General features: G+C 66.2%; 7 protein-coding genes. 4 read left to right on the top strand and 3 right to left on the bottom strand.

Translation table 11 applies throughout. The features are described from left to right. The first annotated feature begins 16 nt into the window (after nucleotides 1-16). From ACSYG9_RS11415 to ACSYG9_RS11405, 3 genes are all read left to right on the top strand, one after another. A complete protein-coding gene (locus tag ACSYG9_RS11415) occupies nucleotides 17-3,328 on the top strand; it encodes an arabinosyltransferase domain-containing protein (RefSeq protein WP_440127256.1) in 3,312 nt (1,103 codons plus the stop codon). 179 nt (nucleotides 3,329-3,507) lie between these two features. Continuing rightward, nucleotides 3,508-4,494: a hypothetical protein gene (locus ACSYG9_RS11410; RefSeq protein ID WP_454842515.1), complete on the top strand. Its 987-nt coding sequence runs from the start codon at nucleotides 3,508-3,510 to the stop codon at nucleotides 4,492-4,494. Nucleotides 4,495-4,554: 60 nt separating this feature from the next. Beyond that, a complete protein-coding gene (locus ACSYG9_RS11405) occupies nucleotides 4,555-5,202 on the top strand; it encodes a TetR family transcriptional regulator (protein WP_440127254.1) in 648 nt (215 codons plus the stop codon). On the opposite strand, the gene ACSYG9_RS11400 is transcribed toward ACSYG9_RS11405, so the two are convergent. Next, the gene (locus ACSYG9_RS11400) at nucleotides 5,203-5,829 is read right to left on the bottom strand and encodes a WHG domain-containing protein (protein WP_440127253.1); all 627 of its coding nucleotides are present in this window, start codon (nucleotides 5,827-5,829) and stop codon (nucleotides 5,203-5,205) included. A gap of 77 nt (nucleotides 5,830-5,906) precedes the next feature. Here ACSYG9_RS11400 and ACSYG9_RS11395 point away from each other — a divergent pair, with 77 nt between their 5' ends. Further along, on the top strand, nucleotides 5,907-6,317 hold the full coding sequence (locus ACSYG9_RS11395; protein ID WP_440127252.1) for a RidA family protein: 411 nt from the start codon (nucleotides 5,907-5,909) through the stop codon (nucleotides 6,315-6,317). A gap of 61 nt (nucleotides 6,318-6,378) precedes the next feature. On the opposite strand, the gene ACSYG9_RS11390 is transcribed toward ACSYG9_RS11395, so the two are convergent. Further along, complete coding sequence (locus ACSYG9_RS11390) at nucleotides 6,379-7,920, bottom strand: carboxyl transferase domain-containing protein (protein WP_440127251.1); 1,542 nt, start codon at nucleotides 7,918-7,920, stop codon at nucleotides 6,379-6,381. A 7-nt stretch (nucleotides 7,921-7,927) separates the two neighbouring features. Next, a complete protein-coding gene (pks13, locus tag ACSYG9_RS11385; protein WP_440127628.1) occupies nucleotides 7,928-12,832 on the bottom strand; it encodes a polyketide synthase Pks13 in 4,905 nt (1,634 codons plus the stop codon). Nucleotides 12,833-12,867 lie beyond the last annotated feature (35 nt).

Here is a 12,867-nt window from a genome sequence, read left to right as displayed (position 1 = left end):
GATACCATCGACTCCCGTGCCCGACGCCACGACGAACGACTCCTCCCCAGCGGTGACCGCCACACGACCGGTCGGTGAGGACCTGCGTTCGCAGTACCGCACCGCGCGGCTCATCGCGGTCGTCGCCGGAATCATCGGGATGGTGCTCGCCCTCGCGACACCGTTCCTGCCCGTCAAGGTCACCGAGGCGACGGTGTCGTGGCCGCAGAACGGCTCGATGACGGACGTCGAGGCGCCGCTCATGTCGCAGGTGCCCCTGCAGCTGACGGCGACCGTGCCGTGTGCCGCGATCGCACAGCTTCCCGATAGTGGCGGCATGGTCCTCGCTACCGCGCCTTCTCGCGGGCAGGACGCCGCACTCAACGCGATGTTCGTCCGGGTCGGGCCGGAGAACGTCGACGTTCTCGATCGCAATGTCGTGGTCGCGACTGCGCCGCGCGCCGAGGTCACCTCCCCCGCATGCACCGAGATCAGAATCTTCTCGGATATCGAGCGCACCACCGCCGAGTTCGTCGGCCTCACCGACGACAACGGCAATCCCCGCGCGGGTGAACTGACCGGCGACCTGCGGCCCCTCGTCGTCGGCGTGTTCAGCGACCTGTCCACCGATGTCCCCGGTCTCGACGTGCAGATCGATGTGGACTCGCGGTTCTCGTCTACGCCCACGCTCGCGAAGTCTCTCGCGATGATTCTCGCGGTGCTGGCGACGGCGCTGGCACTGGCGGCGCTGGCGAAACTCGACGGCACCGACGGCCGCGGGCACCGACGTTTCTTCCCGTCACATTGGTGGAAGTTCCGCGGCGTCGACTTCGTGGTGGTCGGCACACTGATCGGCTGGCATTTCTTCGGCGCGAACACCTCCGACGACGGCTATCTGCTCACCATGGCGCGGGTGTCCGATCACGCCGGATACATGGCCAACTACTTCCGGTGGTTCGGTGTCCCCGAAGCCCCGTTCGGCTGGTACTACGACGTGCTGGCCCTGTTCGCGAAGATCTCGACGGCAAGCCCGTGGATGCGTCTGCCCGCGTTGCTCGCCGGGATTCTGTGCTGGATGGTGATCAGCCGCGAGGTAGTGCCGCGCCTCGGTCGTGCGGTCCGGCACAATCAGATCGCCCTGTGGACAGGCGGCCTCGTGTTCCTCGCGTTCTGGCTGCCGTACAACAACGGTCTGCGGCCCGAGCCGATCGTCGCCGTCGGCGCTCTACTCACGTGGTGCTCCATCGAACGCGCGATCGCCACCGGACGGTTGCTTCCTGCTGCCACGGCCGTGGTCGTCGGCGCGTTCACGCTCGCTGCTGCTCCGACGGGCCTGATGTGTATCGCTGCGTTGATCGCCGGTATCCGGCCCATGACGCGCATCATCGTCCGCAAGCATCGCGAGGTCGGCACATTGCCGCTGCTCGCCCCGATCGGCGCCGCCGGACTGCTCGTTCTCGTCGTCGTCTTCTCCGACCAGACTCTCTCCGCGGTCCTCGAAGCCACCCGGGTGCGCACGATCATCGGTCCCAACGAGGAGTGGTGGAACGACTTCCTCCGCTACTACTACCTGATGGTGCAGACCGTCGACGGTTCGCTGCCCCGCCGCTTCGCGTTCCTGGTCATGGTCCTGTGCCTGTTCACGACGCTGCTCGTGCTCCTGCGTCGTCGTCGCATTCCCGGTATCGCGGTGAGCCCGTCGTGGCGCCTGATCGGCATCGTGTTCGGAACGATCTTCTTCATGATGTTCAACCCCACGAAGTGGACCCATCACTTCGGGGCGTATGCGGGCATCGCAGGATCCCTGGCCGCGTTGACCGCGGTGGTCGTGTCGGCGCAAGCGCTGCGGTCACGCCGCAACCGCACGATCTTCCTCGCAGGACTGCTGTTCGTCCTCGCCATCTCGTTCGCGGGTATCAACGGCTGGTGGTATGTGTCGAGCTACGGCGTGCCGTGGTTCGACAAGACCGTGTCGCTGTCGGGGTACCAGTCGAGCAGTTTGTTCCTGGTTCTGTTCGGTCTCGCCCTCGTCCTCGTCGCCTGGCAGTACCTCCGCGAAGGCTATGCGCCGCCACCGGAGAAACCCACGTCGGAGAAGGGGCGGCGGATCCGTACGTTCGCGGCCGCGCCACTGACCGTCGTCGCGGCGGTGATGGTGTTGTTCGAAGTCCTGTCGCTGCTCAAGGGCGCCGTGTCGCAGTATCCGGCGTATTCGTTGGCACGTTCGAACGTCGACGCCCTGACCGGCTCCTCCTGTGGCCTCGCCAACGATGTGCTGGTGGAGAGCGATCCCAACTCCGGACGTCTCGAACCGCTCCTCGATCCTGCCAACCCGCCCGCCGGCGGTGACGCTCTCGCAGGAGCCGGACCGGTCGGGTTCTCCCCCAACGGCGTCCCGAGCGATCTGACAGCCGACTACGTCGAGGTCAAGCCCGGGCAGGGCAACACCGATACCCAGAGCATCGGCGTGACCTTCGAGACCGGGGCCGGCGGCGGTACCACCGGCGGTTCGGGCGCGGAGACGATCAACGGCAGCACCGTGAAGTTGCCGTTCGGTCTCGACCCAGCGGTCACTCCGGTCCTCGGCAGCTACCAGGACGGTGTCCAGGAACCCGCGATGCTCACGTCGAGCTGGTTCCGGCTACCCGAACGCAGCGACGACGCTCCGCTGATCGTCATTTCCGCGGCCGGTCGCATCTGGTCGTACGACGACACCGGCGCGCTGACCTACGGGCAGTCGTTGCTGCTCGAGTACGGTACCCGCAACCCTGACGGAACATTCGAGGTCAAGGGCAGCTACCTGCCGCGCGATATCGGACCCGCGCCGTCGTGGCGGAATCTGCGGATACCGATTGCGGACCTGCCCGAAGATGCCGATGTCGTCCGCATCGTCGCGAACGACCCCAATCTCACCGGTGACCAATGGCTCGCGTTCACCCCTCCGCGTGTTCCGCAGCTCGACACTCTCGACTCGGTGATCGGCTCCGAGCAGCCGGTGCTGCTGGATTGGGCCGTGGGCCTGCAGTTCCCGTGCCAGCGTCCGTTCGACCACGCATATGGGGTGGCGGAGATGCCAAACTATCGCATCCTCCCCGACCGCCCGCTCGCCGTGTCGTCCACCGACACCTGGCAGGCAGCCGAATTCGGTGGGCCGCTGGGGTTCACCGAGGTCCTCGCCCGTCCCGAAGCGATCCCGACGTATCTCGACGGCGACTGGGCGCGCGACTGGGGTTCGCTCGAGCGGTATGTGCGGTACTACCCCGATGCCGAACCGGCCGACGTCGTGACCGAGCAGTCAACGCGCTCGGGTCTGTGGAACCCTGGCACGCTGAGGGTCTACGAACAGTAGGCTGGCCGCGCCCCCATGGCCGAACGTCACCTTCATGCATTCCAAGTAGCCAAAGGTGACGTTCGGCTAAACCGACTGGCGCACCGGGTTATCCACAGGCGGGTGGTACATCCACAGGTTCGCCCATCAACACGCGTAACGGCCCTGTTCCGTCCGTTGCCATCGGCATCATGGTCGCCATGAAACGGGGAGCATGGGGCGACGACCCTTCAGCACTGCACGCACTGAGCGTCAATGGGATCATCCGGACGGCGACACTGCTCGACTACGGTGTCACGTCGGGCGCGATCAGCGGACGCTGCCGTAAAGGTGGTCCGTGGCAGCGGATCCTGCCCGGCGTCATCGGCCTACACAACGGTCGGCTCAGTACGACCGACCGGCACACGGCAGCGCAGCTCTACGGAGGCGCCGACGCAGTACTCTCAGGACATGCCGGTTTGACGCTTCACGGCTACCAGCATTCCGCCACGATGAGTGACGTTCTCCTACTCATCCCGCATGAACAACACCGACGGAAGTTCTCGTTCGTGGACGTCGAACGATCGTCGCGCCTCCCCGATCCCGTCTGCAAAGGAAAGCTGCGCGTCGCGCCTGTAGCCCGGTGCCTGCTCGACGCTGCCCGCCGTATGTCGCGAACAGACCGATGCCGGGCTCGGCTGACATCAGCGCTACAACGCGGCGACGTCTCCGTCGACGAGCTCGCACAGGAACTGGCCGAGGGAAGCAGACGAGGAACTGCGGTGCCGCGGGGCGTCATCCGCGAGCTCTCCGACGACGCGCATTCCGTCGCCGAGGTGTGGGCGCAGAAGCTCTATGCGACGAGCGATCTACCTGCGATGATGCACAATGTTGATGTCTTCACCGACGACGGCGCCTGGATCGCTCGTCCCGACGGTTGGATGGACGACGTCGCCGTAGCGTGGGAGATCGATTCACTCGCGCACCATTTCAGCCCTGCGGACCACGAGAAGACGCTGCAGCGGCGAGCCCGCATGCAGCGGCACGGACTCATCGTCGTCGCGCACCTGCCGAGCCAGATCCGTAACTCGCCCGCGATAGTTCTCGCGGATCTACGTGCAGCCTACGAGCAAGCCTGCCGACGCCCGCGCCCTCCAGTCCGACTTGGCCGAATGTCACCTTCATCCACTTCGAGTAGCCAAAGGTGACGTTCGGCCATACCCGGGGGAGCGCACAGAACTGCGTTCCGATTCTCTAGAATGGCGAGGGTGACCACCGAAGACATCACCGGCACCAGCGCCATGTCGGCCCGCGCCACCGAAGCGGTACAGCGAAGCCTCACTCCGCGGCAGGAAGCCGCGAGTCGCGACGTCGATCGCTTGATCAAGGCCGGACGAGATCTGCTGACCGCCGGATCGCCTGCGCGTGTCGCCGATATCGTGGCGGCCGCCGGACTGTCGAACGATGCGTTCTACCGCTATTTCCGCAGCAAGAGCGACTTCGTCGACGCAGTGGTCGAGGAGGGCGGACACCGCCTCGTCAACCATCTGCGCAGGAAGATCGATGCAGCCGAGACGCCGGAAGCGGCGTTGCGTGCGGGCGCGACTGTGATCTTGAAGCAGGGCGTCGACCCCGAGATCGCTGCCGCGACGCGCAACGTTGTAGGCGGGGGCGCTGGTGGCCGATCGCATGCCCCGAAGGTGCGGGAGGAGCTCGAGCTGACTCTCGCTCGCGTCCTCGTCGGTCCGATCACCGATCTCGGCTCCACCGACCCGGAGCGGGATTCGACAACGACCGCGATTCTGTTGCTGGCGCAGATGGAACATCTGCTGTGGAAAGACACGACGGACTTCGATCCGGGCACTGAGGTCGAGCACATCCTCAGCTACATCCTCAGTGCCCTGCACACCGGCTGATCATCTACGTTCGCGGCCGGCCCGCTGCTTCCACCCCTCCTCGACAGATGCGCGGCACCTGTCGGGTTCGTCTCCCGCCTGGACGAACAGTGCGGTGAGCATGACTACGCAATGGTCGACGGTGGTGTGCGGTAGCGGTCCGTTCGCCACGAGCGACACGAGTCCGTGGTCGATGGCCCAACTCTGGATCGCCAGTTCGAGCGGGTCGACGTCGGCGCGGAAGCGTCCCTCGTTCCGCGCTCGTCGCGCAGCCTGGACCAGGAACTCCAGGGTGGCGTCTGCCGCCTCGAGATCTTCCAGTTCGACGCTTGCATCGAACATGACGCGGTACAGGTCGGGATGATCGAGGGCGTTGTCGATGTAGGACGCGGACAACGCCGCCAGGTCTCTGACCCCGTCCCCCGATGTCTCCACCGTTCGGAATCCGGACCCGAGCCGCGTGAATCCTTCCTGCCGAAGGGCTTTCCACAGACCGTCCATACCACCGAAGTAGGTGTAGACGGCCATGGTCGACACTCCTGTCCCTGTCACCAGCGAGCGCAGGGTGAGGGGTTCGCGGGCTCGCAGCATCTGCGCTGCGCGCTCGACGAGGAGGGTGCGCACCGCTGGATCCTTCGCTCTCACCATGACGCTACTTTACATAGCATTGCACTGTTATAGTTTGGAGGTTCGCTTCAGACTTCGACCACCCCCAGGAGACCTCCATGGCCGTCACGCTCGTCAATCCTGCAGGACTTCCGCAGACCGACCTCTACAAGCAGGTATCGGTCGCCACCGGATCGAAAATGGTGTTCATCGCCGGGCAGGTCGCGCGCGACGCCGACGGCAACAGAATCGGCGAAGGCGACCTCGCCACACAGACCGAGCAGTGCTATCTCAACATCGCCACCGCCCTGGCCGAGGTCGGTGCAGGCTGGGACGACATCGCGAAACTGACCGCCTACATCGTCGACTGGACTCCCGAGAAGATGGCCCAGCTCGTAGAAGGCGGCGGCCGAGCAGCCGCCACATTGGGCATCGAGGGACCACTGGCGCCCCTGACCGGCATCGGTGTCTCAGCACTCGCCGAACCCGACCTCCTGGTGGAGATCGAAGCCACCGCCATCCTCGACTGATATGCGAAAGTCCCACCGGCACAGCCACATCGACGGCCGGTGGGACTTCTCGATCACACTCTCAGAGCGGAAGCAGGTGGTGCTTGCGCGGGTTCTTGAACACCTTCTTGTCGCGGAGAAGCGTCAATGCCTTCCGGATCTCGAGACGCGTGGTCTTCGGCTCGATCACCGCATCGATATAACCGCGCTCGGCCGCGATGTACGGCGTCGCGACATGCTCGTTGTAGAAGTTGATGAGCTGCTGACGCACCACCGGAGCGTTCTCGCCAGCCTCGGCGATCTGCTTCCGGCCGATCACCGCGACCGCAGACTCCGCACCCATCACCGCGATACGCGCGGTGGGCCACGCGAAGTTGATGTCGGCACCGAGCTGCTTCGAACCCATCACCGCGTAGCCACCGCCGTACGACTTGCGCACCACGACGGTCACCTTCGGTACCGAAGCTTCCACGTACGCGAACAAGAACCGTCCGCCACGCTTGATGACGCCGATCTTCTCCTGGTCGACACCCGGCAGGAAACCCGGCGTGTCGACGACGAACACCAGCGGGATGTCGTATGCGTCGCACACTCGCACGAAGTGCGCGGCCTTGTCGGCGGCAGCCGCATCGAGTGCACCCGACAGGTACAGCGGCTGGTTCGCGACCACACCGACGGGGCACCCGTCGACGCGCGCGTAGCCGGTGATGATGTTCGGGGCGGTCTGCGAGCGGACCTCGAAGAAGTCGCCGTCGTCGAAGATCTTGAGCAGGATGTCGTGCATGTCGTAGCCGGAGTTGTCGGCGTCGGGCATGAACGAATCGAGCTCGATGTCGTCGGTCGTGATCTCGGGTTCGAGACCCGGGTTGATCACGGGAGGCTTCTCCTGCGCATTCGACGGCATGTAGCTCAGATACTGGCGCACCCAGTCGAACGCGGCCTTCTCGTCGGGCGCGACATGGTGCACGTTGCCGTACTCGGCCTGCTTACGAGCGCTGCCGAGCTCCTCGAGACTGACATCCTCACCGGTGACCGCCTTGATGACGTCGGGGCCGGTGACGAACATGTACGCCTCTTCGGTCGCCACGACGACGTCGGTGTTGATCGGCGCGTAGACCGCACCACCGGCGCACTTGCCGACGATGACCGAGATCTGCGGCACCAGTCCGGACAGCGGTTCGGTGCGTTTACCGATCTCGCCGTACCAAGCGAGCGAGGTCACGGCGTCCTGGACGCGGGCTCCGCCGGAATCGTTGATACCGACGACCGGGCAACCGATCTTCAATGCGTGTTCCAGAACGGCAGACACCTTGCGGCCGAACATCTCACCGACACTGCCACCGAGAACGGTCTGATCGTGTGAGAACACCGCGACGGGCCGGCCGTCGACCAGGCCGTGTCCGACGACGACCGCGTCGCCGTAGAACGCGTTCGGGTTGCCGGGCGTCTTCATCAGCGCGCCGATCTCGACGAAGGTGCCCTTGTCGAGGAGCATGTCGATGCGCTCCCGAGCGCTGGGAATGCCCTTCTGAGCACGTTTGGCGATCGCGGCTTCCCCTGCGGGTTCGTTCGCGATCTCCAGTTTTGCGCGCAGCTCGGCCAGCTTTTCTGCCGTGGTGGTCACTACTCGTTCAGCTCCTCGAGGCCTCGATGTCGGCCAGCTTGCGGGTCAGGTCGGCCCCCACCTTGCCGATGTACGGCTCGTCGACGATCTGGATGTGATCGCCACCGATGTGGATGATCTCCAGATTCTCGACCACGTCGCCCCAACCCCCGTCAGGCGCCCGTGTCGCGAACGCCGGCTCGAGATCGATCGCGTCGTCCTGGTACTTGTCGGCCATGTACAGCACGACGTCGCCGTCATACCGCTCGAGCTTCGCCGTCTGAATGGCACGGTTGTCGAGCCACGACGTGCGCTGATGCTCGATGATGCCGCCGGGGATCTCGACACCGCTCATCTCGAGCAGACCCATGAGAATCTTGATCTGCTCTTCGTCGCTGCCCGCGTCGGCAAGCAGGTCGTACGGAAGCGGCGCCTCGACACCGTAGGTCTTCTTCGCAAAGGCCGAGTAGCGCTGCCAGCGTTTCCGGATCTCCTCCGGAGTGTCCTCGATCTGCTCGCCTGCCATGACCGTGTCGAGAAGACCGATGATCCGCACGTCCTTGCCTTCGGCGCGCAGCAACCGGCCGACGGCATAGGCAAGAACCCCACCGAGCGACCAGCCGTACAGCACGTACGGGCCGTCGCCCTGGATCTCCTTGATCAGCGGCAGGTAGACCTTGGCGCGCTCGTCGATCGGCCCCTCGGTGCGTTCGAACCCGTACATCGGGGTATCCGCGGGCAGGCGGCGCAGCAGTGGCTCGTACGCGACGGTCGAGCCCCCCGCCGGATGGAACACGAACACCGGCACCGACGCCGATCCCTCGGGCCGCGGCCGCAGCGCGCGCACGAGTCCGTCGATCTTGTCGGAGGATTCGAGATACTGCCGAACCGTTTCCGAGAGCTGCTCGATCGTCGACGCCTCGCGGACATCGTCGACGGTGATCTCCCCGCCGGAACGCTCGGTGAGCCGCGTGGCGAGACGCTCGGCCGCAGACCCTTCGAGAGTCGGCAACGGGTTGAAGATGCCCTTGGCGGACTTCCCTGTGACCACGGCCCACGATGCGAAGGTCAGGCGTTCCGCGGCGTCGCGGGGAGGAACGTCCGGCCCGGACGATTCAGTTGCAGGTTCTTCCTGCGCGGCTGGCTCTTCCGGGGCGACAGCCTCCGTCAGGATCTGCTCGGCCTCACCCAGGACGGTGGTGTCCTCGATCTGCTCCAGCGGCACCTCGGTCGCGGCCTTCTCCGCTGCCTGCTGCTCGGCGAGCTGCGCGACCTCTTCGCGATTCTCCACCGCATAGTGCAGGTACTTCGCGACGTCGCGCAGGGACGCGTCCTTGACCGCCGCCAGCTGCAGCTGCGGGATGTCGAATTCGTACTCGACGCGGTTCTTGATGCGCACCGCCATCAGCGAGTCGAGGCCCAGCTCCATGAGCGGGATCTCGGCGGGCAGATCCTCGGGTGCGTAACCCATGGATTCGGCGACGATCAGCGTCAGGCGATCCTCCAGAGTCTGGGACCCTTCGGGGTCCCACTTGTCGCCGAATGCCGGAGCGTCCTCGGACAGTTCCTCGACGTCGTCGGACGGACGAGCCGGGGCGGCGATCACCGGGGCAGCCAGCGCCTCACCCGAAGTGACGACGCCCTCGTGCACGAGGGTGAAGCCGCCCTCCGTACGAGCGTGGACCTGCACCGACGCGCCACCCGGATGCGGAGTGAGTGTCGTGGTCACCGTGGCTGCATCAGGCAGCTCGGCATGCCGTATGGACGCGGTGAGCGCGACATCGGCCAGAACCTGCGACGCGGCGGTGGTGACGAGCTCGGCGGGATCGGTGACCGCCCCCGCCTGCACCTCCCACACGTGGCGACCGTCGGGCAACGCGACGTGGGCGCCGGGGACACGACCGTGGCCACCGCCGCCGCCGATGCGGGCGTCGACCCAGTACGGCTTACGCAGGAACGCGGTACGCGGAATGTCGGCATAGTCGCCCTCGGGCAACAGACTGTGCAGATCCACCGCATGCCCGTGGACGTAGAGCTGCGCGAGCGCGGTGAGCACGCCGAGCGACTCGTCTTCCTTGCGTTTGAGCGTCTGGATGAAGACGCCGTCCTGCACACCGGCGTCGAACGCGGTGGCGGCGACCGACATCAGCGTCGCGGGATTCGCGTTGAGCTCGACGAACGTCGTGTAGCCGTCGGTGAGCGCCTTCCGGATCGCCTGGGTGAAGTACACGCTGTGCCGCATGCCCTTCGTCCAGTACTCGACCGGGTGGATGCCCGCGTGACCGGCGCGGTACAGCGTTTCCTGATCGACGGACGAATACACGTCCACCTTCAGGCGCTGCGGCTCCATGCCCGCGAGTTCGGCAGCGAGCTCGCCCAGGATCGGATCGACCTGCGATGTGTGGCTCGCGCCCTTGGTCTGGAGGACCCGGGCGAACTTCTCCTCTGCCTCGGCGCGCGCGACGATGGCGTTGACCTGCTCCTGCGGTCCGCCGATCACAGTGTGAGTGGGCGCCGCATAGACACACACCTCGAGCTGCGGGAAGTCGGGGAGAACCGAGGTGATCTCATCGGAGCTGTACTCGACGAGCGCCATCAGGCGAATGTCGTCGCCCTCGAGCTGGCCCTCGGCCTCACCCATCAGGCGCGACCGGGCGCAGATCACGCGCACGGCTTCCTCCAGCGACAGGCCGCCCGAGATGTACGCGCCGGCCGCCTCACCCATCGAGTGGCCGACGATGGCGGCAGGATCGGCGCCGTGGTGGCGCAGCACCGCAGCGAGACCGACCTGGATGGTGAAGATACCGACCTGCGCGGTCTCGACGTCGTAGTCCTGCGCGTCGTCGAGGAACTTCTCCTTCATGGAGTAGCCGGACTCGTCGAGGATGAACTCGTCGACCTCGTCGACCGCAGCGGCGAACACGGGGTTCTCGAGGTACAGCTGCTTGGCCATTTTGCGGTGCTGCGCACCGAAGCCGGACAAGACCCACACCGGGCCGTTCGCGGCCGGGCTGTCCGCGGTGAAGACGTTCGGCGCGGGCTTTCCCGCGGCGACAGCACGCAGACCGGCGATCGCCTCGGCGCGGTCGGCGGCGATGACGACCGCACGGGACCGGCCGTGGTTGCGACGCGACAGTGTGCGGGCCACGTCGGCCAGCGCAGTGGTGCTACCCACCGAGGTTTCGAGCCAGTCGGCGAGATCCGCCGCAGCGCGGCGACGACGCGACGGCATCGGTGCGGACACCGCGAGCACGACGGGCAATTCGCGTGCGGGCTCCGACGCAACGGCATGCTGCGCGGCCTCGGCGCTGTCGGGCAGCACCTCGACCTCGGCCTCGGCGTCGATCTGACCTTCCGGCCCGGTGTACTCGTGCACCACCACGTGCGCGTTGGTGCCACCGAATCCGAAGCCGGAGATGCCCGCGACAGCGCGACCGGAATAGCGCGGCCACTCGGCCCCCTCAGGGATCACGCGGAGATTGGCCTTGTCGAAGGCGATGTACGGGTTGGGCGCGGTGTAGTTGAGCGTGGCCGGGAGCGCGTTCTCCTGCATCGCGAGAACGACCTTGATCAGGCCTGCGGCGCCCGCGGCGGCCTCTAGGTGCCCGAAGTTCGTCTTCGCGGAGCCGAGCAGTGCCGGCTTGTCGGTGTCGCGGCCACGGCCGATGACACGGCCGAGGGCGTCGGCTTCGATCGGGTCGCCGAGCACTGTGCCGGTGCCGTGCGCCTCGATGTAGTCGACACCCGACGGCAGGATCTGAGCGTCGCGGTAGGCGCGGCGCAGCACGTCCGCCTGCGCGTCCGGGTTGGGCGCGACCAAACCGTTGGAACGTCCGTCCTGGTTGACGGCCGATCCGGCGATCACAGCGAGGATGTTGTCGCCGTCGCGTTCGGCGTCTTCGAGTCGCTTGAGGACGACGAGGCCGCCGCCCTCTGCGCGCACGATGCCGTTGGCGTCGGCCGAGAACGCCTTGATCTTGCCGTCGGCGGTGAGCATGCCGGTTTCGTCGAAGCCGATCGTCCCCGCGGGGGCGAGAAGCATGTTGACGCCGCCGGCGATCGCGACGTTCGCTTCACCACCGCGCAGTGCACGCACCGCCTGGTGGACCGCGACGAGCGACGACGAGCACGCGGTGTCGATGCTGATCGACGGGCCGCGGAAGTCGAAGAAGTACGAGACGCGGTTGGAGACGATCGACGTGGACGTACCGGTGATCGCATACGGGTCGGCGGCCGTCGGATCGGACGCCGCGATGAGCATGTAGTCGTTCGCGGACGAGCCGATGAACACGCCTACCGAGCCGCCTTTGAGGTCGCTCGCCGGGATGTGCGCGTGCTCGAGCGCCTCCCACGTCAGCTCCAGCGCGAGACGCTGCTGTGGGTCGACCATCTTGACCTCGCGCGGCGACATGGCGAAGAACTCGGCGTCGAAGCCCTTGACGTCGTCGAGGTAGCCGCCGCGCGTGTTCGCATTCGCGATCGCCTCGGAGACGAGCGGATCGCCGTAGAACTCCGACCAGCGGCCTTCGGGCAGATCGGTGATGCCGTCGCGCCCCGATGCCAGCAGGTCCCACATCTGGGCCGGGGTGTCGATGTGCCCCGGAAGACGCGTCGACATACCGACGATCGCGATGTCCTTCGAACCGAGGCCGCCACCGGCGACATAGAACGCGTCGTCGGTACCTTCCGGCACCTCCGGTTCGCCCTCGATGATGCGAGTCGCCAGCGACGCGATCGTGGGGTGCTGGTACGCGACCGTCGCGGTCAGCGTGACACCGAGGAGATCCTCGATGTCACCGCTGAGCGCCACAGCGTCGCGCGACGCCAGCCCGAACTCCTCCATCGGACGGTCGTCCGAGATCTGGGAGACCGGCTGGCCGGTTGCGTCGGCAATCCAGTTCCGCAGCCATTCGCGCAGCTGCGCAACGGTCATTTCAGTGTCAGCCATCAACCCACCACGCTACCCGG

The sequence above is a fragment of the Rhodococcus sp. SJ-2 genome (assembly GCF_053750035.1).
This window is presented reverse-complemented; position numbering and strand designations above follow the sequence as displayed.